The 25606-nt window shown below is 65.3% G+C and carries 25 protein-coding genes; 12 read left to right on the top strand and 13 right to left on the bottom strand.

Features of this window, described 5'->3' with window-relative positions; genetic code table 11:
* Positions 1 to 68: 68 nt before the first annotated feature.
* The 3 genes from AB0L63_RS01525 to AB0L63_RS01515 all read right to left on the bottom strand — a co-directional run bounded on the left by AB0L63_RS01525 (position 69) and on the right by AB0L63_RS01515 (position 2967).
* The gene (locus AB0L63_RS01525) at positions 69 to 1421 is read right to left on the bottom strand and encodes a wax ester/triacylglycerol synthase domain-containing protein (RefSeq protein WP_364493088.1); all 1353 of its coding nucleotides are present in this window, start codon (positions 1419 to 1421) and stop codon (positions 69 to 71) included.
* 393 nt (positions 1422 to 1814) lie between these two features.
* Positions 1815 to 2438, bottom strand: a complete 624-nt coding sequence (locus AB0L63_RS01520) for a hypothetical protein (RefSeq protein WP_364493086.1) — start codon at positions 2436 to 2438, stop codon at positions 1815 to 1817.
* A gap of 46 nt (positions 2439 to 2484) precedes the next feature.
* The gene (locus AB0L63_RS01515) at positions 2485 to 2967 is read right to left on the bottom strand and encodes a MarR family transcriptional regulator (protein ID WP_364493084.1); all 483 of its coding nucleotides are present in this window, start codon (positions 2965 to 2967) and stop codon (positions 2485 to 2487) included.
* A gap of 75 nt (positions 2968 to 3042) precedes the next feature.
* On the opposite strand from AB0L63_RS01515, the gene AB0L63_RS01510 reads away from it, so the two are divergent.
* Positions 3043 to 4500: an MFS transporter gene (locus tag AB0L63_RS01510; protein ID WP_364493082.1), complete on the top strand. Its 1458-nt coding sequence runs from the start codon at positions 3043 to 3045 to the stop codon at positions 4498 to 4500.
* A gap of 39 nt (positions 4501 to 4539) precedes the next feature.
* On the opposite strand, the gene AB0L63_RS01505 is transcribed toward AB0L63_RS01510, so the two are convergent.
* Positions 4540 to 5481 (bottom strand): alpha/beta hydrolase, encoded by a 942-nt coding sequence (locus tag AB0L63_RS01505; RefSeq protein WP_364493079.1) that lies wholly within the window; start codon positions 5479 to 5481, stop codon positions 4540 to 4542.
* A gap of 175 nt (positions 5482 to 5656) precedes the next feature.
* Between AB0L63_RS01505 and AB0L63_RS01500 the strand changes: the two genes are divergently transcribed.
* Complete coding sequence (locus AB0L63_RS01500; protein ID WP_364493077.1) at positions 5657 to 5968, top strand: hypothetical protein; 312 nt, start codon at positions 5657 to 5659, stop codon at positions 5966 to 5968.
* 53 nt (positions 5969 to 6021) lie between these two features.
* Here the strand turns inward: AB0L63_RS01500 and AB0L63_RS01495 are convergent, their stop codons facing one another.
* The 4 genes from AB0L63_RS01495 to AB0L63_RS01480 are packed head-to-tail and all read right to left on the bottom strand — an operon-like array spanning position 6022 to position 9575.
* Positions 6022 to 6975, bottom strand: coding sequence for a glycine betaine ABC transporter substrate-binding protein (locus tag AB0L63_RS01495; protein ID WP_364493966.1), 954 nt, complete (start codon positions 6973 to 6975; stop codon positions 6022 to 6024).
* Positions 6976 to 6983: 8 nt separating this feature from the next.
* Complete coding sequence (locus AB0L63_RS01490; protein WP_364493075.1) at positions 6984 to 7763, bottom strand: ABC transporter permease; 780 nt, start codon at positions 7761 to 7763, stop codon at positions 6984 to 6986.
* The gene (locus AB0L63_RS01485; protein WP_364493073.1) at positions 7760 to 8953 is read right to left on the bottom strand and encodes an ATP-binding cassette domain-containing protein; all 1194 of its coding nucleotides are present in this window, start codon (positions 8951 to 8953) and stop codon (positions 7760 to 7762) included. The genes AB0L63_RS01490 and AB0L63_RS01485 overlap by 4 nt, the downstream gene beginning before the upstream one ends.
* The gene (locus AB0L63_RS01480) at positions 8946 to 9575 is read right to left on the bottom strand and encodes an ABC transporter permease (RefSeq protein WP_364493070.1); all 630 of its coding nucleotides are present in this window, start codon (positions 9573 to 9575) and stop codon (positions 8946 to 8948) included. The genes AB0L63_RS01485 and AB0L63_RS01480 overlap by 8 nt, the downstream gene beginning before the upstream one ends.
* A gap of 237 nt (positions 9576 to 9812) precedes the next feature.
* Between AB0L63_RS01480 and AB0L63_RS01475 the strand changes: the two genes are divergently transcribed.
* From AB0L63_RS01475 to AB0L63_RS01465, 3 genes are all read left to right on the top strand, one after another.
* A complete protein-coding gene (locus AB0L63_RS01475) occupies positions 9813 to 10418 on the top strand; it encodes a CHAP domain-containing protein (RefSeq protein WP_364493068.1) in 606 nt (201 codons plus the stop codon).
* Between the two features lie 237 nt (positions 10419 to 10655).
* On the top strand, positions 10656 to 11783 hold the full coding sequence (locus tag AB0L63_RS01470) for a hypothetical protein (protein ID WP_364493066.1): 1128 nt from the start codon (positions 10656 to 10658) through the stop codon (positions 11781 to 11783).
* 182 nt (positions 11784 to 11965) lie between these two features.
* Positions 11966 to 12673, top strand: coding sequence for a DUF1906 domain-containing protein (locus tag AB0L63_RS01465; protein WP_364493063.1), 708 nt, complete (start codon positions 11966 to 11968; stop codon positions 12671 to 12673).
* Positions 12674 to 12843: 170 nt separating this feature from the next.
* On the opposite strand, the gene AB0L63_RS01460 is transcribed toward AB0L63_RS01465, so the two are convergent.
* Together AB0L63_RS01460 and AB0L63_RS01455 are read right to left on the bottom strand one after the other, a co-directional pair.
* The gene (locus tag AB0L63_RS01460) at positions 12844 to 13200 is read right to left on the bottom strand and encodes a hypothetical protein (protein WP_364493061.1); all 357 of its coding nucleotides are present in this window, start codon (positions 13198 to 13200) and stop codon (positions 12844 to 12846) included.
* A 66-nt stretch (positions 13201 to 13266) separates the two neighbouring features.
* On the bottom strand, positions 13267 to 14034 hold the full coding sequence (locus AB0L63_RS01455; RefSeq protein ID WP_364493059.1) for a hypothetical protein: 768 nt from the start codon (positions 14032 to 14034) through the stop codon (positions 13267 to 13269).
* 441 nt (positions 14035 to 14475) lie between these two features.
* Between AB0L63_RS01455 and AB0L63_RS01450 the strand changes: the two genes are divergently transcribed.
* Positions 14476 to 15702, top strand: coding sequence for a mannosyltransferase (locus AB0L63_RS01450; protein WP_364493057.1), 1227 nt, complete (start codon positions 14476 to 14478; stop codon positions 15700 to 15702).
* Here the strand turns inward: AB0L63_RS01450 and AB0L63_RS01445 are convergent.
* On the bottom strand, positions 15641 to 15937 hold the full coding sequence (locus AB0L63_RS01445) for a 4a-hydroxytetrahydrobiopterin dehydratase (RefSeq protein WP_364493055.1): 297 nt from the start codon (positions 15935 to 15937) through the stop codon (positions 15641 to 15643). The genes AB0L63_RS01450 and AB0L63_RS01445 overlap by 62 nt on opposite strands.
* Positions 15938 to 16082: 145 nt before the next feature.
* Entirely contained in the window at positions 16083 to 16259 is a 177-nt protein-coding gene (locus tag AB0L63_RS01440) for a hypothetical protein (protein ID WP_364383793.1), read from the bottom strand.
* Between the two features lie 228 nt (positions 16260 to 16487).
* Here AB0L63_RS01440 and typA point away from each other — a divergent pair, with 228 nt between their 5' ends.
* From typA to AB0L63_RS01410, 6 genes are all read left to right on the top strand, one after another.
* The gene (typA, locus tag AB0L63_RS01435) at positions 16488 to 18386 is read left to right on the top strand and encodes a translational GTPase TypA (RefSeq protein ID WP_364493053.1); all 1899 of its coding nucleotides are present in this window, start codon (positions 16488 to 16490) and stop codon (positions 18384 to 18386) included.
* 139 nt (positions 18387 to 18525) lie between these two features.
* Positions 18526 to 20259 (top strand): ABC transporter family substrate-binding protein, encoded by a 1734-nt coding sequence (locus AB0L63_RS01430; RefSeq protein ID WP_364493963.1) that lies wholly within the window; start codon positions 18526 to 18528, stop codon positions 20257 to 20259.
* Entirely contained in the window at positions 20256 to 21131 is an 876-nt protein-coding gene (gene mshB / locus AB0L63_RS01425) for an N-acetyl-1-D-myo-inositol-2-amino-2-deoxy-alpha-D-glucopyranoside deacetylase (protein ID WP_364493961.1), read from the top strand. The genes AB0L63_RS01430 and mshB overlap by 4 nt, the downstream gene beginning before the upstream one ends.
* A 98-nt stretch (positions 21132 to 21229) precedes the next feature.
* On the top strand, positions 21230 to 22696 hold the full coding sequence (locus tag AB0L63_RS01420) for an amino acid permease (protein WP_364493051.1): 1467 nt from the start codon (positions 21230 to 21232) through the stop codon (positions 22694 to 22696).
* 20 nt (positions 22697 to 22716) lie between these two features.
* Positions 22717 to 22875: a hypothetical protein gene (locus AB0L63_RS01415; RefSeq protein WP_364493049.1), complete on the top strand. Its 159-nt coding sequence runs from the start codon at positions 22717 to 22719 to the stop codon at positions 22873 to 22875.
* Positions 22876 to 23031: 156 nt separating this feature from the next.
* The gene (locus tag AB0L63_RS01410; RefSeq protein WP_364493047.1) at positions 23032 to 23451 is read left to right on the top strand and encodes a hypothetical protein; all 420 of its coding nucleotides are present in this window, start codon (positions 23032 to 23034) and stop codon (positions 23449 to 23451) included.
* 208 nt (positions 23452 to 23659) lie between these two features.
* Here the strand turns inward: AB0L63_RS01410 and AB0L63_RS01405 are convergent, their stop codons facing one another.
* On the bottom strand, positions 23660 to 25435 hold the full coding sequence (locus tag AB0L63_RS01405) for an APC family permease (RefSeq protein ID WP_364493958.1): 1776 nt from the start codon (positions 25433 to 25435) through the stop codon (positions 23660 to 23662).
* Between the last annotated feature and the right edge of the window lie 171 nt (positions 25436 to 25606).

Here is a 25606-nt window from a genome sequence, read left to right as displayed (position 1 = left end):
CGCAGGCTCGGCCACAGGGGTCGGAGCGGCGCGGCTTGGGCAGATCCGCGCCGACATTATTTACGGAACTAATTGTCTGGAAGGGTCAGCACGGTATCGAAACCTGATCGGAGGCAGTCTGTCAGCAGCGGGAGATCGGGGATGGCGGCGGTGTCTGCGTTGATGCCGAGGTAGCAGGTGCCGACATGGGATATCAGGGTGGCATTGAGGGCGGTTCCGGTGGTGGGGCCGAAGGCGTATATCCGTTCGACTTCCGCACCAGCGGCGTAGAGCGCGACCGGGGAGCCGGGTACGTCGGAGGCGATGAAGTCGACGTGCTTGAACATGGGGGTGAGCAGACCGACCGGTAGGCGGTTGAAGGCGGCGGCGATGGCATTGGACAGTGGTATCGCCGGCTCCCGCCGCCAATCCGCGACCAGTGCGTCGAGCGTACGCATGAGGTCGGCGGTCCCGGCGATATCGAGCGGTAACGTGAACCGGGCCAGGGTGATGCGGTTGCCGCCGATCGCGTCGCGGTCGGTGCGGAGGCTGATGGGCATGGTCACCCGCAAGTGCTGCACCGGCGCGCCGTGCTTGTCGTGATAGCCGCGGAATCCGATCAGCATCGCCGCCAGAAAGGCGTCGTTCATCGTGCAGCCTGCGGCGTGCGCGGCGCGGTGTAGTGCTTCCGCGGACACATCGAGCACCGATAATTGGCGGCCGAGACTGCGATCGGTCATTACCGGAGACAGCGTGCTGGTGATCGGCCGCGCGAACCGGACCACCGAGTTCGCCACAGCGACGCCTTCGCGAACGGTGCGGATGGGATTGGTGACGGTTCGCCAGGCGGCGGGCAAAACCGTCGATAGTCCGGTCCGCACGAGTTCGGCGCCAACGGACCAATTCCATGCCGCGATATCGCCCAGCCCACTCCGGACGTTCGGCGGGGTATCGCCGGATGGTTCGTGTTCGCGCGGTGTGCCGGCCCGCGTGAAATCGAGGATCTCACCAGCGATTTGGATGCCGCCTATGCCGTCGGTCAGGCTGTGGTGCACCTTGAGGACCAAGGCGCACTCGGCACCATCGAGCCCACCCATCGCGGTTATGCGCCACAGCGGTCGTGCCGGATCAAAGGCGGTCATCGCTTCGGTGCGCGCGAACTCGAGGACCGTGGACAGATCCGCCGGTGCCGGTGCAATGACATGCCGCACATGCCAGGGCAAGTCGAAATCGTCATCTGGTATCCATCGCGGCGGCGCGAGACCGAGGGGGACGGCGGCCAGTCGGTGCCGGAACTTCGGCACCATCCGAGTTCCTCGATCGATCGAATGCCAGAAGCGATTCCACTCCGGCTCGCGGTCCAAGACCAGGACCGTGATGATCGTCGAGCGGAGCGCGGGATCCTGCTCCATGCTCCACGTGAACAGATCCGTCTGGGTCATGTGGGATTCGCGCGAACCCATGTCGTCCATGGGACACCATGCGGCGCGGACGCAGCAGAGGCGAAAGTCCCTGCGGTGGGGGTCATCGGGCGCCTGATTCGGGCATTGAGCTTCACCGGGTGTCAGGAACTCACGTCAACGGGTTGTCGGGCTTCGCTGTGGGTATTCGGCCAGGCGCCGGCAAACATCAGTGCGGCGCCGAGCGCCTGCGTGCGGTCTGGCGCCGAGCGATTACCAACGGCTGCTCGACTGCGCACGGCTGGAGGATTGATCGCCGCCGGCCGATCGATCAGCGAGGCGGCGATCGAAGCCGGATTCGCCGATCAAGCCCATCTGACCTGCTGGGTTCCGGCACTGCTATGGCATTACGCCGGGGGTGTATTCAGAAGCGGGTCAGTCGACAGGTTCGAGCGTCGCATCGGTGAAAGTCACGAAATACGGTCCCTCGGTGAAACTTTCGGAGGTTTCCTCGCCGATGTAGAGGTCCAGATGGCGTGGGCCGCCGAGTCCCGGCGTGAACTCGTCGCCGATTGTCCAGATTGCCGTACTGAATCTGTCACATGCGTTGTCGGATTCGCGCCCCGCACTCCCACAACCGGTGAGCCGCAATCGAGTTCCCGGTTCGATGTCATACGCCGCGGCACTCTCGAACGGATGCAACGCCTCGCCCCGGGTGTCACGCGGTTCGGTGTCCAGCCAGAAGCCGACATCGTAGGACCAGTTCAGGTATTGCCCCGCGTTCCCGCCGCTGGTGATCCGGCCGGTGCCCTCATCGCGTACCACGTCGATGAAATCCTTTGGTAGCGAGCCGATTTCGACATCGGCATCGGCACATTCGAGATCACCGCAGCCGCGCACGGTTTCGAGCGGTCCGAAGTGATAGGACTCGACCGCGGTGTAGTACACCGTTACCGTCCAGCCGTCCCATTCGTCGCCGTCGGTATCGAGTCCGCAGCCGACGGCGAGCGGCGACGCCGCGAACAGTGATGCCGCGACCACCCCGAACCCGAACCTCACTGCTGCGATATTGCCCGACGTCGCGGGTGCTGCGCCACTCGGCGACCTACCGGGCGGCAGGCGGGCGCGGCCACGGATTCTCCTCGAGATGCTCGATCGACATATTGAACCGGGAGATAAGCCCGCCCAACTGCGTGATATCGGCGACCGTCCAGTCGGCCACGATCGCGCCGGTGCCCTCGTGACACCGCTCCCTATCGGCCGCCACCAATTCCAGGCCCTTGGCGCTGGCCCGGATCTTGCGGGCAATGCCGCCGTCTGGATCGGGAACGCGCTCGACCAGCCCCTGCTTCAGCATCGCGGCGACCTGTCGGTTGATGGTCGAGATATCGAGCTGGAAGGCCTCCGAAAGCTCGCGCAGGCTGAGCGGGGCATCCATCTCCAGTCTGGTCAGGATCAGATACGCCGACCGATCGAGCTGGAATCCTGGCCGCCGCAGCAGTGAGGCCGGAAAGTGCCGGAAGAGCAGGGTCAACTCGAAGACGAGGCGGGCGAGCGCATCGGCATCCTCGGGACCTGATTCGGACATGGCCCATACTATGTCGGCTGAATCACTTCGATTGCAAATTGTGCACGATACATACGATATGTACCGTACATATTCATGACTGTTGCACCCGACGTGTCTTCGACCGTCACCGGGAACGACGCCCGGCGCCGTCCCGCATCCGGCCTCCTCATCGCGACCCTCGGCATGGTCGGTGTCGTCGTATCACTGATGCAGACGCTGGTCATTCCGATCATTCCCACGCTGCCGACGCTGCTGGACACCTCGGCGTCCAACGCGTCCTGGGTCATCACCGCCACCCTGCTGGCCGGTGCCGTGGCAACCCCGATCAGTGGCCGACTCGGCGATATGTTCGGCAAGCGTCGGGTGCTGTTCGCCAATCTGGTGTTGTTGGTCGCCGGTTCGGTGGTGTGCGCGGTGTTCTCCTCGCTGGTTCCCGAAATCATCGGACGCTCGCTGCAGGGTGCGGCGGTCGGCGCGATTCCGCTCGGCATCAGCATCATGCGTGACGAATTGCCCGCCGAGAAGGTGGGTTCCGCGATGGCGATCATGAGTGCCACGCTCGGTGTCGGCGGTGCGCTCGGCCTGCCGCTGGCGGCGGCCATCGCGCAGAATGCGGACTGGCATATGCTGTTCTGGACCGCGGCCGCGCTCGGTGTTGTCTGTGCCGCAGTGGTTTTCGTCTTCGTGCCGGAGTCGCCCGTGCGCACGCCCGCGCGTTTCGATTTCGGTGGCGCGGTCGGACTTTCGATTGCGTTGCTGGCCTTGCTGATTCCGATCACCAAGGGTGCCGACTGGGGTTGGGCAAGCCCGAGCACCCTCGGCCTGTTCGGGCTCTCCGTGGTGGTCTTCCTCATCTGGGGCTACTTCGAACTGAAGCAGCGCTCACCGCTGGTCGACCTGCGGGTCTCGGCGCGGCCACGGGTGCTGTTCACCAATCTCGCTTCCATCGCGGTCGGTTTCGCGCTCTACGGCATGTCGTTGACCTTTCCGCAGCTGATGATGGCGCCGGAGCAGACTGGATACGGCTTCGGACTGTCCATGGTCAATGCCGGATTGGCGCTGGCCCCAACGGGATTCGTGATGATCCTGCTGTCCCCGGTCTCGGCGCGGTTGTCGGCGGCGCGCGGCCCGAAGGTCACGCTGGCGCTCGGCTCGGCGGTGATCGCGATCGGTTATCTGTGTGCCGTGGTGCTGATGAACAGCGTATGGGAGCTCATGGTCGCGGCGATGATCGTCGCGGGTGGTGTGGGTCTGGCCTATGCCGCGATGCCCGCATTGATCATGGGCGCGGTGCCGATCACCGAGACCGCGGCGGCCAACGGCCTCAATTCACTGATGCGCTCGATCGGTACCTCGACCTCGGCGGCGGTGATGAGCGTGGTGCTCGCCCATATGACGATGCAACTCGGTTCGCATGTGCTGCCCTCCCGTGACGGCTTCCACACCACCTTCCTGATCGCGACGGCCGCGGCCCTGGTCGCCATTGTGCTCACGCTGATCATTCCGATGCGCAAGGCAGCCGATGCCGCCGATCAGGCCGGGCACGCCTGATCATCGGGTCACCAGCCCGAACGGCCACAAGACCGATCCTCAACGGCGAGGGTCGGTCTCGTTTGCCTGCCCTGCGGCGAATTCGGCGAAGCGCGCCGCGATCCGATCCGGGAATTCGCCGTTGACGGCGTGCGAGGCCAGCGGCCACACCTCCACCTGAGCGCCGGGAATGGTGCGCGCGGTCGCGGCGGCGCGCTCGGCATCGTGAATGATGCTGCGCCCGGCGAGGATTGCCAGCACCGGCACCTTGATGCTGGTGAGTTCCGCATCGGTCGGCCGCGCGGGTGTCGGCTGGGCTCCGGTGAAATCCTGCATGCCCGAAGCGATCAGCCGACCCTCCGGCACCGAATCATCGGCACGGGCGCCGCCGGAAATCCAGCTCAACAGCCAGTAGCGGACCTTCATCGGCATGCCGGGAATGACACTGCCGAGCGATACCGGGATCGCCTTCCAGCTCAGCGGCGCAAAGGTATTCGCCGGATCGAGCACCGTTATCGAGGCCAGGCATTCGGGTCGATGAATGGCCACCTGGGTGGCGAGCCAGCCGCCGATGCTCACGCCGAGCAGATGCACCCGCTCCAGACCGAGCCCTGCCAACGCCTCCGCGACCCACGTCGCCTGGTCCGCGGCATCGACAAGCGGTTTGCGCTGGGTGCTCGCACCGGGCTCGCCGATACTGTCGATCGACCACACGGTGTGCTGGGCCATCAGCCCGGGCAGATTGGCCCGCCACATCGGTGTCGACGCCTGCCTGCCGGACAGCAGCACCACCGGTGTCCCAGGCTTGTCGCCGAAGCGATAGCCGCGCACCGGCCCGAACGAAGTCGACACCGCAACCCGCTCGGCCGGTTCCGGCAACTGCGCAATACCGTCGCGGTATGCCGCCGCGAAGCGGTCGAAACCGGCTCGATTCGCGAAGTAGCCGACCTTTTCGCCGGGCTTACCGATATTGGGCTCGAGGAACAACTCGTCGGCCGTCATAAATCCGATCCTAGCCGGGTCGGTTCAGTCGATAGGCATCATGGCGTACATCCACCACGGCCGCCGCGGGAACTCGAACATGAAGACGTTCAATGCCATTCGGCGTATGGAAGTGCGCGATGCGGTCGAGCAGACCGCGACCGCCTGAGCCACGGTCACTGACGAGTCCGAGACTGTGCCCACCCCGCTGCCGCACGGCGCGCTGCCGACCTCGGTCGCCGCGGTCATGTGCGCACTGGACGCGGCCGTGCATGCTTGGGGTATCGCGATCGCGACCGGACAGCCGTCCCCATTGAACGACGAACTCGCCGCTCACCTGCTCACCGCCGCGCGGGCCGCGAATCCGGCGCCCGGTGGCGGTCCGGAGGCGGAAATCGTTGCGCCGCTGCGTCAGTGGGGTGTGTACGCCGCGATCGTCGACGGCGAGGCGGGTGACACAGTGGTCGCCGAGTTGCTGCGCTACCTGGGGCGCGATCCGCGGGTCTGATTCGAACGAGTCTGAGCGTACACGCGAAAAGTGCACGCTCAGACCCATTTCCGTCAGCGTGCGGTGACGAAACCTTCCGCCACCATCCAATCCCGCGCCACCTCGGCGGGTTCGCGGCCATCCACATCGACCTGGCGATTCAATTCGGTGATCGCCTCGTTGGTCAGCTTCTTCGAAATCGGTGCCATGATGTCGGCGATCCGTGGATGCGCGTCAGCGAAGGACTTCCGCATCACCAGTGCCGCATTGTATTTCGGGAAGAAGCCCAGATCGTCCCGCAACAAGACGAGTCCCAGCGCCGGAATCCGGCCGTCGGTGGCGGCGACCGAACCGAACCGGCACTGCTTGGCATCGGCGGTGGCCTGATAGACGACCGCATCCTGGACGATCTGCTTGTGCACCTTGCCGACATCGATCCCATATTTGCGCGCCATCCCGGGATAACCGTCTTGGCGCACATTGAATTCGGTGCCGACGCACGTCGCCGCGGCGGCCGGATCGGTGGCGATCAGCCGGGCATAGTCGGACAGCGTGACAACACCGGTCTCCTTCGCGGTGCCCGCGCTCATCACCAACGCGTAGGTGTTGTTCATGGGGGCCATATCCGTCCACACGATGCCATGTGCGGCCAGGTCCGCATCGCGGACCGCGTTGAACTGCCCGATCTCATCCGGAACGGGTGTCTCGTTGCCGAGATAGTTGATCCACCCGGTGCCGGTGTATTCGTAGGAGATATCGATTTGACCGTGCAGTTGGGCATCGCGAACACTGTTGGAGCCCTGGATATTCGTCAGATCCCGGACCTGCGCCCCCGCGGCGGACAGGGCGAATTCGATGAGATATCCGAGGATGTTCTGCTCGGTGAAGTCCTTGGAGCCCACGGTAATCGACACGCCATCGAGCTCCGGCACCGGACGAATGCTGCCCGGCCCCACTCGCAGCGGCACCGTGCTACCGGACTGTAATCCGCAGGCGCTCAAGACGAATACGGCCGCGAGGCCCAGCATCCACGCCTTCACTTCAAGCCCCTCGGCCCCAAGTACTGTTCGGCCAACGCGCCGAGCCAGTCGACGAGCAGCGCCATCGCGACCGCGAGGACTGCCCCGACCACCAGCGTGACGTTATCGCGCAGCTTGTACCCGGTATCGATCAGAATGCCGAGACCACCCGCGCTCACCAGGAACGACAGCGTCGCGGTACCGACGGCGAGCACCAGCGAGGTGCGCAGCCCGGCGAGGATGTAAGGGATGGCCAGTGGAAATTCGATGCGGCGCAATACCGTCAGCGCCGACATGCCCTGGCCGCGTCCGGCATCGATGACTGCGACATCCACCTGCTGGTAGCCCAGGATCGTATTGCGCAGTACCGGAAGCAGCGAATAGAACGCGATCGGCGCGACGCCGATCCAGAACCCGGTGGTGCGGGTGGCGAGATAGCACAACACGATCAGGCCGATCGCGGGCGCCGCGGCGCCGATATTGGCGATGCCGACGAAAAGCGGAGCAAGACGGCGATATCCGGGCCGGGTGAGCAGGGTGCCCAGCGGTACCGCCACCGCGACGACGATTACCGCGACCGTCGCGGTGATCAGCACATGCTGCCAGGTGACGGTTGCGATATTGGATACGCTGATACTGGCCTGCTGGGTGACGGTGAGATCGCGCCGGAATGCCCACACCAGCACACCCGCGGTGAGTACGAGTACGAGCGCGGGCTGGACGAGCAGTCGAATGCGTTCGGCCCGACGCAGTGTCGTCGGCGATGCCGTGGCCGGTGCGGTGGTGGCCGTGGTCATGTGATCGCATCCGTCTCCGCGCCCACATGGGTGGCGCGCATGGCCGACAGATGGCCGACAAGCGTGTCTATCGTGATCAAACCAGCGTATTCACCGCGTCGACCGGTGACGACCGCGGTCGCGGTCTGCTCGGCGAGCAAGGCCTCCAACGCATCCTGCAGTGTCGACTGCACCGACAACTGCTCACCGACCGGAGATCCGACATCGTGCAATGAATCTGCCTGTGCCAGTTGCTCACTCGACACCCAGCGCAGCGGCCGCTGCTGCGCGTCGAGGATCAGCGCCCACGGCCAAGCCCGTCCGGCCAGGGCGGCGCGGAGGCTGTCGACCGAATCGGTCTCCACGGCAGTCGGACAGCTGCCGAGTTCGACATCGCGGACCCGAGTGAGGGTGAGCTGTTTGAGCGAGGCATCCGCGCCGACGAAACCGGCCACCGTCGTATCCGCGGGATCGGCCAGGATCGCCGCAGGGGTGTCGTACTGCAGAATACGAGATTGACTGCCCAGCACCGCAATTCGATCGCCAAGCTTCACCGCTTCATTGAAGTCGTGGGTGACGAACACGATGGTCTTACCCAGTTCGGATTGCAGGCGCAGCAGCTCGTCCTGGAGCAGGCCGCGGGTGATCGGATCGACCGCGCCGAACGGCTCGTCCATCAACAGCACCGGCGGATCGGCTGCCAGCGCCCGAGCCACGCCGACACGCTGCTGCTGGCCACCCGAGAGCTGCCTGGGATAGCGGTGGCGGTAGGTATCGGGATCGAGGCCGACCAGCTCGAGCATTTCGTCGGTTCGCGCGGCGACCCGCTTGCGGTCCCAGCCGATCAGACCGGGCACCGTCGCAACGTTCTTCGCGACCGTCAGATGCGGGAACAACCCTGCCTGCTGGATGGAATAGCCGATGCCTCTGCGTAATTGGTCCGGATTCATACCGGTGACATCGCGTCCGCCGATCGTGATGGTGCCCGCGGTCGGTTCGATGAGGCGGTTGATCATCCGCATGGTGGTGGTCTTACCACAGCCGGACGGCCCGACCAGGACGACGATTTCGCCCGCCGGGATGGTCAGCGAAACCCGGTCGACGGCCGGATCACGCTGGCCGGGATAGTGTTTGGTGACCTCGTCGAGCACGATCTCGACGCCGGATACCGCCGATGCCGCACTGTCGCCGCGGATTTCGGTATCAGTCACGTATTCCCCTCGATGTGGTGAGACGCCCGACGATGATGAAGATCCCATCGAGGATCAGCGCGAGTACGACAATCAGGATGGTGCCGGCCAGCGCCTGCGGCACCGCATTCGGACTACCGAGCCGGGCCAGGCCGGAGAAGATCAGATTGCCGAGTCCGGGCCCCTTGGCATAGGCGGCGATGGCCAGAATGCCCATGATCATCTGGGTGCTGACCCGCATCCCGGTCAGGATCGATGGCCAGGCCAGCGGCAGTTCGATGCGCGCGAGCACCCGGAGCCGGTTCATGCCGACCCCGCGCGCGGCGTCGACGATCGCCGGATCCACTGAGGCGAGCCCGATGATGGTGTTGCGCAGAATCGGCAGCAGGGCATAGAGCACCAGTGCGGTGATGGTCGGGCCGATGCCGAGTCCGAGGACTGGAATCAGCAGCCCGAGCAGCGCGAACGACGGGACGGTGAGGATGGCGCTTGCCAGCGCCGTCGCCACCGAGGAGCCGAACGGGCTGCGGTAGACCAGTACGCCGATCAACACGGCAACGATCGTCGCGAGCAGCAACGACTGCACCACCGCGGAGACATGCAAGTACGAATCGGTGACCAGCTGTGCGCGCCGATGCACCATGAACGTCCACAGTGTGTCCAGGGCCGTACCTCCCGCCCGGTGTTATCGGAGACTACCGCGCCGGCCGCTCGACCGGGATGTGATTCGCGCGCTACAGCGAGCGGCAATTGTCAACCGCCGCCATGCTTTCGAGAGACTGCCCACGTCCGTCCCGTTGAAACCCCAACTACATCCGTGGGAACCTCGGGCCGGGCCCGATCGTCCCAATGATCAAGAGTCGAAGCTTGGAGGGGGAGTATGTCGGAGCGCAGGGTGGTCGAGCGATGGCGGCATCGGTGGCCGCTGCTCGGCCTCGTGGTTGTAGCGCTGGTCGTGGTCGGTGTGGTCGGGGTGCGCTGGTGGCAGGATCGCGCGCAACCCGCAATCGCCGGAGACCGCTTGACCGCATTTCCCGCGATCGACCGGTCCGGGCTCGACCACACGCAGGGACGGATCGTCGCGGTCCTCGAACGGGAATTCGAGGCACCGGGCGACGGTCCGAAGTACGCCGAGGGTGCCGACGAACCGTGGTGCGCCGATTTCGTCAGCTGGGTGCTGCGGGAGGCGGGTACGCCACTGGCCAATCCGAATTCCGGATCGTGGCGAATTCCGGGCGTGTACACGCTGCAGGAGTACTACCAGGGCGCTGGTCGCTTCGCGTCGGTCGGTTCGGGATATCAGCCGCGCACCGGTGACGTCCTGCTCTACACCGAGAGAAGTCCCTTCGGTCAGCACACAAATATCGTGCTCACTGCCGCGAACGGGACCGTGACGACCATGGGCGGCAACGAATTCGGCGAGGTCGCGATCCATCGTTTCGCACTGGCGGAGATACCCGGGGTGGTCGGATACGGCCGTTTGTGAATAGTGTCGGGCCTAAGCCGGTCTTGTTAGTGGCTATGCGTTGTCGGCGGCTCCTCCGCTAGCACTTACCATTGACTAGGCGGCGCCCGGCAGCGCCGTCTTTCGGTCCCTGTCCTGCTACCCCCTCATCAGCAGGACAGGGACCTCTGGGTGGGGGATGTCGGCCCGACCTCGCCGAAATCTGCGTCGCGTACCGTGTCGGTTGTCCGTTGAGAGGTGAGGGTTTCGGAAACTCTGATGCTGCCAATCGTGGAAAAGACCGGTGATCCCGTGTGGATCGACTTTGCCGAGTTCGGGGAACGGTTCGTCACCCACGCGGTGACCGCGGAACGGATCGAGGCGGCGGTCTGCGCGATGACCGATCACGGCATCACCATCGGCCCGTTCTCGCTCGGACCAGTGGGTTTGGCCGGATTCATGGCCGAGGGCAAGGTGGGCAAGCCGGTCATTCTGCGCAACGGCCCGCATATCACCTTCGAGGTCACGGTGCCGCTGACCATGTCGGTGAAGGTATTGCTCGGCGGGCGCAAGTTGCGGCTCGAGGCGGTCGCCGAAATCGATCTCACGCTGCACGCGCGCACCGCGGACCCGCTGCTCATCGTCATCGATGTCCCGCCGATCGGCTCGCGGGATGTCAGCTTCGTGCTGCGCGCCCAGGCCATCGAATCGGCCTGGGAATGGTTGCTCGATCCGATCGCCGGGGTGGTGCAGCGCGAGGTTGCCAATCGGGTGAATGCGATACTCGCCGAACCGCAGGCGCGGCGCAGCCGGGTCTTCGACGTCGAGGCCATCATCAACGGCGTCCGTTCCGAGCACATCGACCAGGCCGAATTCGACTGGATCGGCTATGACGAATTCGGATATCAGTTCTTCTCCCGCATCGTGACCCGCGATCGGGTCTTCGAATTCGTCGAGCAGATGGTGGGCCGTCCCATCGAGGTCGGGCCGTTGCGCGCCGGCCCGCGTGACTCTGCCACGGTCACGGTGCGGGGCAATGCTCGAGTGCCGCAGTTGGCGGATCGGCCGGACGTGCCGCTGTCCTTCGATCTGACCCTGCCGGTGAGCCTGGATATCACCGTCGACGTGCTCAAGACCAACCACTATCGCGCTGAGGTCGAGATACCGCTGGTGCTGACCGCGCGGGCGGCCGACCCGCTGCTGATCGTCATCGATGTGCCGCCACCCGCGGCCGATGACCTGCGGCTGGAGTTCAAGGCGCGCGGAATGCGGGCGGCCACACTCGCTGTGCTGGCCGGTATCAGGAAACAGGTCGTCGTGCGGGTGGCCGAGGTGCTGCGCGAGGTGCTCAGCGATAGTTCGGGCCGCACGATCGATGTCGCGGCGCGGATCGACGGCATCGCTTAGAGCCCGCGCTTGACCTGTGTGGCAAGTGTGAATTTCTGATTCCAGTGGGTCTGGCGGTTCCAATGTGAATGTGGTGAAATGAGTGCACGTTCGAGGCTCCCGGCGCGCGAATGAACCTTGGGGAAGGTGCGCCGGGCACGCTGCTACCTGTCCATGTCGGGTTTGCGCGAAGGAGTCCTGCGATGCGTTCCATTTCTGTGTCCCGCCGCCAGCTGTTCGCCTACACCGCCGCAGCCGCCGCCGTCGGAATCGCCGCGCCCCGCGCTGCGGCGGCGGGTGTGCTCGGCACCCTCGTCGATTACGCGGGTGGTGTGCCCTCTGCCGGCGCGATCCGGGATGACGGTCACCTCGGCGTCATTCGCTACGTCTCCGATCGCCGTCCGGGCGCCGAATGGATGGAAGGTAAGCCGCTGCGCGCCGACGAGGTCGATCGACTGCATGCTGCCGGGCTGACAATCGTGTCGAACTACCAGTTCGGCAAGGGCACGACCGCCGACTGGCGCGGTGGCCTGGAGGCGGGCAAGAAGCATGCCGATCGCGGCTTCGAACTGCACCTCGCCGCGGGCGGTCCGGAAAACCGGCCGATCTACGCCTCCATCGACGACAATCCGTCCGCGAACGATTTCGCGACCATGATCGCGCCGTACCTCCTCGGCTGGGAGTCGGTGCTCGGTAAACAGAACGTCGGCATCTACGCCAATGCGCCGACCATCGAACTGGCGCAGGCTGCGGGCCTGGGTTCCTGGTACTGGCAGCACAATTGGGGTACGCCCAAAGGTTTCGTACACCCCGCCGCACATCTGCACCAGATCGAGATCGACCAACGCGCCATCGACGGCGTCGGTGTCGACGTCAACAACATCCTCGCCGCCGAGTATGGCCAGTGGTGAAGATCATCGAGGTCATGAAGTTGCGGCGAATGCCGGAACTGACCAACTGATTTCGGAAGAACGTCGGTAATTCGTCGGGTACATCCAAAATCCGACCGGGTATTCGGCGCAGGACCCGAACGCGACTTCAGTGGCACCTACTGGTACGGCCCGAATATTCGGGGAGGCGGTCAAGTCTGGCAGTGACAGGTGGGTGCGCGGCGGAGTTCGGGTTCGTCGTCGGGGACGACGCGGAGGGCGGGGCGGTTGTCGGGGGCCTCGTGGTCGCCGCGCCAGGAGAACATGGACCAGCGGGAGATGCCGGAGAACGCGGAGCCGAGGCTGCCTAACGAGAAGGAAGAGATCACCGAGCCGAAGGAGCCGACGGCGCCGATGGACAGCACCGAACCCACACTGCCGATCGACAGGATCGAGTAGGCCGAGCCGATGGACAGGATCGAGCCTTCCGAGCGGAAGGACAGGATCGATCGATGCGAACGTCTGCTCCGGATCGAACGGGACCAACGCGAATTATCGACAGCCGCCATGTGTTCGGTCTACCACAGTTCGTGGGGCCTACGCAGTTACCGAACTTCCGGCGCCTGAAGGAGAGCTTAAGCGACGGTGAAGAAGCCAAGCGTCGGCAGGAACGAGCAGGTCCGCGGGTCGGCGTCATCGGCCTTGGTGGTCAACGAACCGGAGATGACCGCGACGACCCGGCCCGAGCCGGTGTCGGCGATCGCCGAGAGCGTGGCCGGACCGTCCGGGTTGATCTTCGCCTCGTCGGTCAACGGCTGGATGCCGGACTGCCGGGTGTCGACGTTCAGCCACTGGACCGTCATCGGCGGATTCTGTTCCGGCGTCGGCCCCTTGGTGCCGAGCGCGGTGAACACGAAGCCGGTCTGACCGGCCTGCGGTCCCGGCGGCGGCAGCGTGGCCGGGCCGGGAACGGCGAGTGCGGTGCCGACCGAATCGGCGCCGGGGCCGATGCAGCCCTTGCCGATGCTCGGGTAGAGGAACTGCGCGATGGCCGGGCCACCCTGCGGGACCTCCGGGCCACCGCCACCACTGCCGTCCAGGAACGTGATGATCCGTTCCAGTGTGGACTTGATCTGCGGTGGCAGGTTCAGCGCGTTGAGCAGCGCGCGGACCTGATCGAGGATGGCGTTCTTCGGGGCATCCGCGATGGGCTTGGCATCGGCCGGCCCGGCGATGGCGCCGACGATGGCCGGGGCCAGCGACGCGATCGCATCGGTAGGAACGCCCTCCGGAATCATCGGAATGGTGTTCCTCGGTGCAACGGGCGCAGGAGCCGGTGCTGCGACTGCCGTCGACGGCACGGTGAGCGAAGCGCTCGCCGCGATGGCGAGCGCGGACAACATGATCCGCGATCCTCGGGTGCGAAGCACTGGTCTAGCCGTCCTTAACCTCGGGTACATCACGGGAGCGATGCAAAAAGCCATCGTTTTCGGGGCCACTCTAGGGACAGGAGTGCTGGTTGTACAGCCGCCGTGCCCTTATTGCTGTTGTGGACGATCAGTGTTATCAGACCGTAGCGCTGTCTTGTGTTACCAGAGTGAAAGGTGATGCAAATGTTATCAGTGATGTTCGGAACCCGCCGTGGCCACGCACGCCACCGGCTTCTGGCTCGACCGCGCACGCTGTGCCGATAAGGCATGAGTGCAGCCTTGCGTGGCTGCGCGAGGTACCTCCTCTGGGCTCGACCGCTCATGCCGGGGTCGGTCCGGGGGATTGATGGGATCGCTCGCGGTGGCGGTTAGGCTAGTCGCAGCCTTCCCGGAATCGACTCGAAAGCCTGCGAATTGAACCGAAGCCTCCGATTGGCTGTGCCGGTGCTCGGTCTGTCTGTGTTGGCCAGGCTGCTGTGGATGCTGCTGACGAAAAACGGGATGAACCTCGTCGATCTGCACGTCTATGTCGGCGGTTCGGCGGACCTGCTGACCGACCGCCTCTACGACTTCACCTATGCCGAGAAGACCCCGGACTTCCCGCTGCCGTTCACCTATCCGCCGTTCGCGGCGCTGGTCTTCTTCCCGCTGCACTACTTCCCGTTCACCATGGTCGCGGTGCTCTGGCTGCTGGCTATTGTCGTCGCGCTGTACGTGGTGGTGTGGATCGCCTTCGAATTGATCCTCGGTGCGGAGCGGATGCGCGAGTCGCGGTGGCGCACCGCTGTGGTCTGGTGGACCGCGATCGGCGTGTGGATGGAGCCGGTGCGGACCACCATCGACTACGGCCAGGTCAATGTGTTCCTGGTGCTCGGGGCCATGCTCGCGGTGCGCAGTTCGCGTTGGTGGCTGTCCGGCGGCCTGGTCGGTGTGATCGCGGGAATCAAACTGACACCGGCGATTTCGGGGCTGTACTTCGTGGCCCGGCGGCGGTGGGGGACCGCGGTGTGGTCGGCGGTGGTTTTCGGTGCGACGGTCGGGGTCAGCTTCCTGATCAACCATAAGGAGGCCAAGCGGTACTTCGGCACGCTGCTCGGTGACGCGGATCGGATCGGTCCGGTGGGCTCGGTCTGGAATCAGTCGCTGCGTGGTGCGCTGAGTCGTCTACTCGGCCACGACGTCCAATCCGGGCCGTGGTGGCTGGCGGCCGCTGTGGTAGTGGCCGTCCTTGCCTTCTTAGCTTGGCGCGCACTGGGGCCCGACGATCGGCTGGGCACCTTGATCATTGTGCAGCTGTTCGGGCTGATGGTTTCGCCCATCTCGTGGTCGCATCATTTCGTATGGCTGCTGCCCACGGTGCTGTGGCTGGTGTACGGGCCGCTGCGGCAGGCGCCGGGGGCCCGGATACTCGCCGGGTATTGGCTCGCCACCACCCTGATCGGCGTGCCGTGGGTGCTCTCGTTCGCTCAGCCGTCGATCTGGACGATTTCGCGACCGGGGGTGCTGTCCTGGCTCGGCGCCGTCGATGTGGTCGGCGTGTTGGCGTTCTATGCCTGGGTGATCTGGTCCGGGCGCACGGTCAATCGGATTGCGCCGCAAGCCGATCTATCTCGCGAGCCAGCGACACGTCCAGTGCGGTAAGTCCGCCGGAGTCGTGGGTCGAGAGGGTGAAGCTCACCCGACGCCAGCGGATATCGATATCCGGATGATGGTTCGCGTTCTCGGCGACTTCGGCGACCCGACGCACGAGTTCGATGCCTGCGGGAAAGGTCTTGGCCTCGATCGTGCGGGTGATGGTGTCGCCGGACCGAGTCCAGGCCGACAGTTCGGTCAAAGCCTCGGTGAGTTCTGTCTCAGTTAGTTTCGGAGCGCTCATGCCGGCGCCTCGCTAGCGCTCAGCTCCGGCATGACCGATCGGGCGGCTGTGTTGTTTGTTCGCTCACTGCGTTCGCTCATACCGGAGTTGTACCCCGAGTGCCGCAAACCCATCGCTGAATCCGAGGGCGCGGCGAATTCGTCGCTCAGGCAGCGCGGGCCTTCGCGAGGCCCTTCTTCAGTTCCTTGCCGCAGCAACCGGCCGCTTCCAGGCGTTTCATCCGCATGATGACAACCGGGCACTTCAGGCAGCGCGTCTTCTTGCGACAGCACTTCTTCTTCGGTTTCAGGCTGGAGACCTTCTTCGCCTTGACCTTGCCCATGGCTAGTTAGCATACCCTTAGTCGAGCGCGTGGTCTGCAGGCCATCGGGATACCGGTACTGTGTACCTGGCCGCAATGCCCGGTGAGTATCGATTCTCCACCTGTTCTCAGGGTGACTGGCGGGAGCGTCAGGACCCGGCGGAGCAAGCCTGCGTAACCACGTAGGGTCTCGAGCACGCCGACTTCGGATGCAGCCGGCATCTATACCAACAGCAGGAGGATTGAGGCGTGTCGTCTGCACGCGATTTTCGCAACGTCGCCATCGTGGCCCACGTCGACCACGGTAAGACGACGCTGGTCGACGCCATGCTGCGCCAGTCCGGCGCGTTCGCCGAACGGGCCGAGCTCGTCGATCGCGTGATGGACTCCGGTGACCTGGAGCGCGAGAAGGGCATCACCATTCTCGCCAAGAACACTGCGGTGCACCGGCACCACCCGGACGGTTCGGTCACCGTGATCAATGTCATCGACACCCCCGGCCACGCCGATTTCGGTGGTGAGGTCGAGCGCGGGCTGTCCATGGTCGACGGTGTCGTGCTGCTGGTCGACGCGTCCGAGGGACCGCTGCCGCAGACCCGGTTCGTGCTGCGCAAGGCGCTGGCCGCGAAGTTGCCGGTCATCCTGGTGGTGAACAAGACCGACCGCCCCGACGCCCGCATCGAAGAGGTCGTCGAGGAGAGCCACGATCTGCTGCTCGACCTCGCCTCCGATCTGGACGACGAGGCCGCCGAGGCCGCCGAACTCGCGCTGGATCTGCCGGTCCTCTACGCATCCGGCCGTGAAGGCAAGGCATCCAAGGAACGTCCCGAGAACGGCAGCGCGCCGGACGCGGAGAATCTGGACGCGCTGTTCGAGGTGCTGCTGGAGAACATCCCGGCACCCAAGAGCGATCCGACGGCACCGCTGCAGGCGCACGTCACCAACCTCGACGCCTCGGCATTTCTCGGCCGGCTCGCGCTGGTCCGTGTCTACAGCGGTGAGCTGCGCAAGGGTCAGAACGTCGCGTGGATGCACGCCGACGGCGTCAAGCAGGTCAAGATCACCGAGCTGTTGCAGACCATCGGCGTCGAGCGGCAGCCCGGTGAGGTCGCGGTGGCCGGAGATATCGTCGCGATCGCGGGTATCGCGGACATCATGATCGGCGACACCCTCGCCGATGTCGACAATCCCGTCGCGCTGCCGCGCATCACGGTCGACGAGCCCGCCATCTCGGTCACCATCGGCACCAATACCTCGCCGCTGGTCGGCCGGGTGCAGGGCCACAAGCTGACCGCTCGCATGGTGAAGTCGCGGCTGGACTCCGAACTGGTCGGCAATGTCTCGCTGCGGGTGCTCGATATCGGCCGCCCGGATGCCTGGGAGGTGCAGGGCCGCGGTGAGCTGGCGCTGGCCATCCTGGTCGAAACGATGCGCCGCGAAGGCTTCGAGTTGACTGTCGGCAAGCCGCAGGTGGTCACCAAGCAGGTCGACGGCAAGGTGCACGAACCCTACGAAGAGCTGACCATCGATTGCCCCGACGAGTACCTCGGCGCGATCACCCAGCTGCTGGCCGCCCGCAAGGGCAAGATGGTCCAGATGAACAACCATGCCGCGGGCTGGGTGCGGATGGAGTTCATCGTCCCGTCGCGCGGTCTGATCGGCTTCCGTACCGATTTCCTCACCGAAACTCGCGGCACCGGCATCGCCAACGCGGTCTCGCACGGCTACGCCCCGTGGGCCGGTGAGATCCGGGCCCGCCACACCGGTTCGCTGGTCTCCGACCGCGCGGGCTCGGTGACTCCGTTCGCCATGATCCAGCTGGCCGATCGCGGCCAGTTCTTCGTGGAGCCGGGTGCGGATACCTACGAGGGTCATGTCGTCGGCATCAACCCGCGCGCCGAGGATCTCGATATCAATGTCACCCGCGAGAAGAAGCTGACCAATATGCGCAGCTCGACCGCCGATGTGATGGAGACGCTCGCCAAACCGCTGCAGCTCGACCTGGAGGCGGCGATGGAGTTCTGTGCCGCCGACGAGTGCGTCGAGGTCACGCCGGAGATCGTGCGGGTGCGCAAGGTCATCCTCGGCGCCACCGAACGCGGGCGCGAACTGTCGCGACGGAAGGCGCGGGACCGGGCTGCGCTGTAATAGGGATGGGTCTTTCCGGCAACCTCATGCGAGTGCGGCGAGTCAACCAAGGACACACGCCAGCGGCATGCTATTCGGCCGAGCGAGCGCGAGGCCAAGTAGAGTGCGGCACGTGAGCACGGGGGCTATACGACGCGCGATGCTGATCATCATGGCGGCCTCCACCGTGGTGCTCGCCAGCTGCACCGCGAATCCGCCGCCGCCGATCGAGAGCACCGACAGCCCGAAGACGACACCGGTCAAACCCGGTAAGAACACCGTCGTGGTGGCCATCGATGACATTGGCATCGGGTTCAATCCGCATCTGCGTTCCGATCAGTCACCGGCCACCGCCGCGGTGAGTTCGATGGTGTTGCCGAGCCCGTTCCGGCCGGTGCCGAATCCAGCGGTGCCCGGTGTCACCGAATGGGTGCCGGATACCGCGCTGATGGTCTCGGCAGAGGTGACCGCGCAGGAACCGTTCACCATCACCTATACGCTGCGCAACCAGGCGAACTGGTCCGATGGTGCGCCGATCGCGGCGGAGGACTTCCGGTTCCTGTGGCAGCAGATGATCACCCAGCCGGGTGTCGTCGATCCGGCAGGATATCGGCACATTGCCGATATCAACTCCTCGGGCGGGGGCAAGACGGTCACCGTCACGATGACCGAGCCATACCCGGCCTGGCGTGAGCTGTTCACGAATCTGCTGCCCTCGCATCTGATCAAGGATCAGCCCGGCGGCTTCGCCACTGGTCTGGTCGAGGGTGTTCCGGTGTCGGGTGGCAATTTCCGCATCAAATCGACCGACCGCGGACGCGACGAGATCCTGCTCGAACGCAACGATCGGTATTGGGGCACCCCCGCCGCGCCGGATCAGATTCTGTTGCGCCGCGGCGGAACTCCCGCGCAGCTGGCCGATTCGCTGCGCACCGGCGACGCGCAGATGGCACTGGTGCACGGCGGTGTCGCGACCCAGGCGCAATTGGCAGCGATCCCGTCGGTGCGCACCGCGATCATGCCGCAGTCGCGTGAGCTGCAATTCGTCATCAATGGCCGCAGTGGCGATCTCAGCGATCCGCGGGTGCGGCGCGGGGTGACCGCGCTGATCGATCCGACGTTGCTGGCCACCGTCGCCGGGCAGACCGGCGGCTGGGTCGAGCCGGTGCGCTCGCAGATCCTGACATTGTCGGATCCCAGATACACGCCGACCGCGCCACCGCGGCCGTCCGCGGACGAGGCGTTCGCGCTGCTGGGTGAGGCAGGTTATGGTCGGGCCCCCGAGACGCCGCCGGTGCAGTCGCCGACCTCACCCGCGCCGCGCCCCCGCTCGATCGCGAAAAACGGTAAGGCACTGGCGATTCGAATCGGCGCGGTGACCGGTGACGCAACCGCGCTCGCGGTCGCCAATACCGCCGCGGACCAATTGCGCAGTGCCGGAATCGATGCCAGCGTGCGCAGTTTCGCGGCGGACACCCTCTACGGCAAGGAACTCATCGAGGGCGGCGTGGACGCCATAGTCGGCTGGGAGGTCGCCGGTTCGGATCCGGCCACCGTACTCGCATCGCGCTACGGCTGCCCGCCGGTGGCTACCGCTGCGAGCAATGGGGATTCGCAAGCCGCCATCGAGGCGGCCAAGACGGCGCCGAGCAATCTGTCCGGCATCTGCGATCCCGGACTGCAGCCCTCGATCGACGAGGCGCTGCGCGGTGTGGAGGTCGGTCGGGTGCTGGCCGATGCCGAGCCGCGGCTGTGGTCATTGGCGACGGTGCTGCCGATCGTGCAGGACAATGTGGTCGCCGCATCCGGACCGCGCGTCGATGGTGCGTCGTTGAGCGGTGCCATTCAGGTCGGCATCTTCGGTGATGCGGCAATGTGGCGCAGGATCCCATGACGACCGGTGGACTGCTGCTGGTGCACGCCCACCCGGACGACGAGTCCATCACCACGGGCGGCACCATCGCGCACTACCGCCGCCGCGGCGTACCGGTGACGGTGGTGACCTGCACCCTCGGTGAAGAGGGAGAGGTGATCGGCGACGAGTGGGCGCTGCTGACCGCCGAGCACGCCGATCAATTGGGTGGCTACCGGATCGCGGAGCTGACCAAGGCGCTGGCCGCGCTGAAGGCCGGGCCGCCGCGCTTCCTCGGCGGTGCGGGCCGCTGGCGCGACTCCGGTATGGCGGGCACCACGGCCGCGCAGCATCCACGGGCCTTCGTGCATTCCGGTGCCGCCGCGGTGGAAGCGCTGACCGCGATCGTGCTGGAATTGCGGCCCGAGGTGGTGATCGGCTACGACCCACACGGCGGCTACGGGCATCCGGACCATATTCGGGCGCACTGGGTCACCTCGGCGGCGGTGACCGCGGCAGCCGAGCAGGGCTGGGACACCCCGAAGTTCTATTGGACGGTCGTCGACGGCGACATGCTGCGCCAGCACACCGAGGCGTTGGCCCGGCGGACCGTGGCAGGTTTGCCCGGCGCATTGCCGCGCGGCTGGCGGTTGCCGGCCGCGGGCGAACTCGCGAGCGTGCCGAGTCATACGGTGACGACCACCATCGACGTATCCGATTCGCTGGCCGCCAAGCGGGCGGCGCTGCGGGCGCACACCACGCAGGTGACGGTCGCGCCGTCGGGGCGCGAGTTCGCGCTATCCAATAATGTTGCGCAGCCGGTACTTCCGGAGGAGCACTTCGTCTTGGTCCGTGGTACGCGCGGGCCGGTGGGGCCGGATGGGCGGGAACACGATTTGTTCGCGGGCCGATAGGTTTCCTGGCGTTGCCTGAGGGTTGCTGTCGGGTCCATTTTTGGCGGCGGGTACCGTCTCTGTGATTTCGGACATCCAGGTGGAGGGTATAGCGGTTCATGACAGCGGTCGGCGACAAGGCTCACCTCAGCATCGAGGATCACGGCTACCACAAGAGTCTCAAACCGCGTCAGCTCCAAATGATCGCCATCGGCGGCGCGATCGGAACCGGTCTTTTCCTGGGCGCGGGTGGTCGGCTCGCGAGTGCTGGACCAGCGCTGTTCCTGGTCTACGCGGTCTGCGGTGTATTCGTGTTCTTCATTCTGCGTGCGCTCGGTGAGCTGGTGCTGCACCGGCCGTCGTCCGGTTCATTCGTTTCCTATGCCCGCGAATTCTTCGGTGAAAAGGCCGCATTCATCGCCGGATGGATGTACTTCCTCAACTGGTCGATGACCGGAATCGCCGATACCACCGCGATTGCCCAATATTTTCACTACTGGGCCGGATTCGCCCATATTCCGCAATGGGTGCTTGCGCTCATCGCGCTGATGCTCGTGCTCGGGGTCAATCTGGTCTCGGTCAAGTGGTTCGGGGAGATGGAATTCTGGGCCGCACTGGTCAAGGTGGCCGCGTTGAGCGCGTTCCTGATCATCGGCACGGTATTTCTGATCGGCCGATTCACCGTCAATGGTGCGGCGACCGGTCCGAGCGTCGTCACCGATCACGGCGGAGGGTTCCCGACCGGGATCCTGCCGTTGGTCGTGGTCACCTCTGGTGTCGTATTCGCTTATGCCGCTGTGGAATTGGTCGGCACCGCGGCGGGCGAAACGGAGAATCCGGCGAAGATCATGCCGCGCGCGATCAACTCGGTCATCCTGCGGATCGCGGTCTTCTACGTCGGCTCGCTCGTGCTGCTTGGACTGTTGCTGCCCTACACGAGCTACAAGTCCGGCGAGAGCCCGTTCGTCACCTTCTTCACCATGCTCGGGGTTCCCGGTATCGGCAGCGTCATGAATGTTGTCGTGCTGACGGCCGCGTTCTCCAGTCTGAATGCGGGTCTGTACTCCACCGGGCGCATTCTGCGGTCTATGTCGATGAATGGCAGCGCACCTGAGTTCACCGGGGTGATCGGCCGCAACGGGGTGCCCTATGGCGGCATCATGCTGACCAGCTTGATCGCGCTCTGCGGTATCGCGCTCAATGGCATCGTGCCCGAGCGGGCCTTCGAGATCGTGCTGAATATGGCCTCGCTCGGCATTATCGCGTCCTGGGCCACCATCGTGCTATGCCAGCTGCAGCTGTGGCGCTGGTGGAAACAGGGCAGACTCCAGCGGCCGCAGTTCCGCATGTGGGGTGCGCCGTGGACCGGCCTGATCACGCTGGTATTCCTGTTCTTCGTTGTGGTGCTCACCGGCGTCGACTATCCGGTCGGGACCTGGACCGTCGCCTCCCTCGTGGTGCTCATCCCGGCGCTGATCATAGGCTGGTTCGCCGCCCGCAAGCGGGTGTTCGCGATCGCCGCAATGCGCAAGGGCTACACCGGTGAGTTCCCCGTAGTCGCGAACATCCCCATCGAAGCCGAGTGAATTCGGAATAGACTCCGATCATGTACAACTGGGATCTGCAGAACGCGATCGCTGCCTTCGTGGACAGCCTGCGCCCCGGCGCTCAGCAGCAGCACGACCTCTACATGTCGGTGCTGTACGCGTTCGTCGATATGCAGAGCCACCTGCTCACCCTCCTCGGTTTCCCGTCGGTCGCGTGAGTGAGCGTCAGCGAGTGAACCATCAATACAGCGCGCCGTCGCGCACGGCGGAGTCGAGCGTCAGCGAGGCGCAGCTGTGAGTGAGCGTCAGCGAGTGAACCATCAATACAGCGCGCCGTCGCGCACGGCGGAGTCGAGCGTCAGCGAGGCGCAGCCGTGAGCGTCATCTTCGACAAGGCACCGAAGCGCACTTACGGCGCCCACGAAACTCTGCCCCTGGGCCCGGTAATCATCAGCGTCCTGGTCCTGGACGCTCTGATCACCCTCGTCCTCGAAGTCCTCTACCTCCCCACCTACATCAACACCGTCGCGTTCCCCCTGTCCGCGGTGCTGGCGGGCGTAGTGAACATCCTCCTGGTCATGGGAGTCCGCTCGATAACCCAGCGCGTCAGCGTGATGATCCTCCCCTTGGTCGCCTGGACCTTCGGATTCCTGCTCTGCTCCGTCAGCGGCCCAGGTGGCGACATCTTGCTGGGCAGCGACTGGCGCACCCTGCTCCTGCTGTTCTGCGGTTTGGTCCCACCCCTGCTCTACATCTACTTCCGAACAAACGCCGGCCTGTTCAGCACGCACTGATTCTCGTTGACGCCGAGCTACGGGGTGGCGATGGCGGCGCCGCTGGGGCTGAAGACCGCACACACCGCACCTCGCCGGGCTCCGCCACGTTCACCGCGACTGTCCAGGCAGGATCGTTATTGCCGAAAAACTCGTTGCGGACAACGTATTTGCCGTCTCGGGTGACTCGGATCCCGTCGGCGGAGGCGACCCTACGGACGCCGGTGCCTCAGTCGACGCGAATGGCCAGGCTGGCGATGACGGCGTCGGTGCGGGCGCGGAGGGTGGCGGCCAGGACGGGGCCGCGCGGATTGTGGAGGAGGCGGTGGTACCAGCGGGCGGCTTCTACCTGGGCCAGGAGAACGGTGACTTGGCGGCCGGTGCGGGTTCGGGCGCGGACGTAGCCGACGAGGGTGGTGATGAGACTGCGATGTGGGCTCGGGAGGACGGTGAGGGGAACGCCGGGATCCCATTGCTTCCACTGCTTGCTGAGTCGACGGGTGGCGGCGGCGTCGATTTCGGCTGCAACGGCAACGACTTCACCGTCGAAGGCTTGGGCGGTGCGCAGGGCACGGGCAGTTACCGCGCTGACCGCGACCACCGGAACCACGATGAGCATCGGTTCCCGATCCGGGGATTGCGATGGGAGGGCCGGGATTCGGCCCAGGCTGAGTTGATCGGCGATGCTGCGGTAGTAGTTTTCGGTGCGGGCGAACAGAGTTATCAACGCGGGCACGATGATCAGCAGTAGCCACGCCCCTTCTCTGAACTTCTCGATGAGCAGTACCACGGCGGCCACGGCGGTGAGCAGCGCGCCGAAGCCGTTGAGCATGGCACGCGGAATCCAACCCGGGCCACGCTGCGTACGCCAGTGCCGCACCAGCCCGGTCTGGCTGATGGTGAATCCGATGAAGACGCCGACCGCGAAAACCGGTAGCAGGCGTTGGGTTTCGGCATGCACGATCAGCAGCACCGTGGCTGCCAGAATGGCAAGGGCCGCAACGCCATAGCGGAATACCGGGCGCTCGGAGCGCAACGCGAACAAGTGCGCGACCCGGTGGTCTTTCGCCAGTAGTGACAGCAACACCGGCAGTCCGCCGAAACTGGTATTCGCGGCCAGGCACAGCGCCAGCGTGACGGCCAGACTCGTCACGTAGAACGGCCACCCGATCCCGAATGCCCCCGCTGACAATTGCGCGAGCAGCGTGACACCGCCGCGCGGCACCGCGTGATAACGGCCGATGAGCAGCGCCGAACCGAGCAGCATCGTGCACAGCAGTACGCCGAGCGCGACCTCGGTGTGCTGGGCCCGTCGTACCGCGGGCGTCCGGAACGATGGCACTGCGTTGGCAATCGCCTCGACCCCGGTCAGCGACGCACACCCGGCCGAAAATGCCTTGAGCAGCAACAGAATTCCGATCGTATCGACCGGCACGATCGGCCCGAGATCGGTGCCGATCACCGCGACCGGTGCCGCGCGGAACAGTCCGATCACGATCATCGCGAGGATCGAGACGATGAACAGCAGTGCGGGCCCCATCAGCACTTTCGCCGATTCGGCCACCCCGATCAGATTGATCACGGTGAGCAACGCGAGTCCGCTCAATGTCATGAGCAGCAGATGATCAGCGAGTACCGGAAAAGCGCTGGCCAGACTGGCCGCACCGGCCGCGAGACTCACCGCGACGGTCAGCACGTAGTCCACCACCAGACTCGCCGCCGCGAGCAAACTGGCACCGCGACCGAGATCCTTCTTCGCCACCGCATAGGACCCGCCGCCGTCCGGATGTACCGCGATAACCTGCCGATACGACAGCACCAGTACCAGCAACAATGCCGAGATCGCCAGCGTTACCGGCAGCGTCCACGACACCGCCGCCGCACCCGCCGCGACCAGAACCAGCACGATCGCCTCGGGCCCATACGCCACACTGGTCAGCGCATCCAGCGATAACGCCGCCAAACCACCGATCGCGGTCAGTCGATATTTGTCGCCTCGCTGCATCCGCCGCACGCGGCGATCGGCGATGGGTAACTCCCGCGTCGGCGATGTCGGGGTCTCGACCACGCTGATCATTGAACTCGGCGCAGCGCTGGCAATCGATCAGCGACACCGCGCGAGTCGGGTCGAGTCGCTGGTTCGGCTCGGTCGCTCTCGGCGCCGACGGTCTCGGAC

Origin of the sequence: Nocardia sp. NPDC051990 (assembly GCF_040680755.1) — a bacterium.
GTDB lineage: Bacteria > Actinomycetota > Actinomycetes > Mycobacteriales > Mycobacteriaceae > Nocardia.
The sequence above is the reverse complement of the archived record's forward strand: the minus strand, read 5'-3'. Positions and strand labels throughout refer to the sequence as shown.

Bases quoted from the DNA above. Each gene is read 5' to 3' on its own strand.
- AB0L63_RS01415 (WP_364493049.1), top strand. From the start codon at position 22,717: ATGTACAACTGGGATCTGCAGAACGCGATCGCTGCCTTCGTGGACAGC.
- AB0L63_RS01475 (WP_364493068.1), top strand. From the start codon at position 9,813: ATGTCGGAGCGCAGGGTGGTCGAGCGATGGCGGCATCGGTGGCCGCTG.
- AB0L63_RS01420 (WP_364493051.1), top strand. From the start codon at position 21,230: ATGACAGCGGTCGGCGACAAGGCTCACCTCAGCATCGAGGATCACGGC.
- AB0L63_RS01430 (WP_364493963.1), top strand. From the start codon at position 18,526: ATGCTGATCATCATGGCGGCCTCCACCGTGGTGCTCGCCAGCTGCACC.
- AB0L63_RS01465 (WP_364493063.1), top strand. From the start codon at position 11,966: ATGCGTTCCATTTCTGTGTCCCGCCGCCAGCTGTTCGCCTACACCGCC.
- AB0L63_RS01440 (WP_364383793.1), bottom strand. From the start codon at position 16,259: ATGGGCAAGGTCAAGGCGAAGAAGGTCTCCAGCCTGAAACCGAAGAAG.
- AB0L63_RS01495 (WP_364493966.1), bottom strand. From the start codon at position 6,975: ATGCTGGGCCTCGCGGCCGTATTCGTCTTGAGCGCCTGCGGATTACAG.
- AB0L63_RS01480 (WP_364493070.1), bottom strand. From the start codon at position 9,575: ATGGTGCATCGGCGCGCACAGCTGGTCACCGATTCGTACTTGCATGTC.
- AB0L63_RS01470 (WP_364493066.1), top strand. From the start codon at position 10,656: ATGCTGCCAATCGTGGAAAAGACCGGTGATCCCGTGTGGATCGACTTT.
- AB0L63_RS01455 (WP_364493059.1), bottom strand. From the start codon at position 14,034: ATGTTGTCCGCGCTCGCCATCGCGGCGAGCGCTTCGCTCACCGTGCCG.
- AB0L63_RS01525 (WP_364493088.1), bottom strand. From the start codon at position 1,421: ATGACCCAGACGGATCTGTTCACGTGGAGCATGGAGCAGGATCCCGCG.
- AB0L63_RS01460 (WP_364493061.1), bottom strand. From the start codon at position 13,200: ATGGCGGCTGTCGATAATTCGCGTTGGTCCCGTTCGATCCGGAGCAGA.
- mshB (WP_364493961.1), top strand. From the start codon at position 20,256: ATGACGACCGGTGGACTGCTGCTGGTGCACGCCCACCCGGACGACGAG.
- AB0L63_RS01510 (WP_364493082.1), top strand. From the start codon at position 3,043: ATGACTGTTGCACCCGACGTGTCTTCGACCGTCACCGGGAACGACGCC.
- AB0L63_RS01505 (WP_364493079.1), bottom strand. From the start codon at position 5,481: ATGACGGCCGACGAGTTGTTCCTCGAGCCCAATATCGGTAAGCCCGGC.
- AB0L63_RS01405 (WP_364493958.1), bottom strand. From the start codon at position 25,435: ATGCAGCGAGGCGACAAATATCGACTGACCGCGATCGGTGGTTTGGCG.
- AB0L63_RS01445 (WP_364493055.1), bottom strand. From the start codon at position 15,937: ATGAGCGCTCCGAAACTAACTGAGACAGAACTCACCGAGGCTTTGACC.
- AB0L63_RS01490 (WP_364493075.1), bottom strand. From the start codon at position 7,763: ATGACCACGGCCACCACCGCACCGGCCACGGCATCGCCGACGACACTG.
- AB0L63_RS01515 (WP_364493084.1), bottom strand. From the start codon at position 2,967: ATGTCCGAATCAGGTCCCGAGGATGCCGATGCGCTCGCCCGCCTCGTC.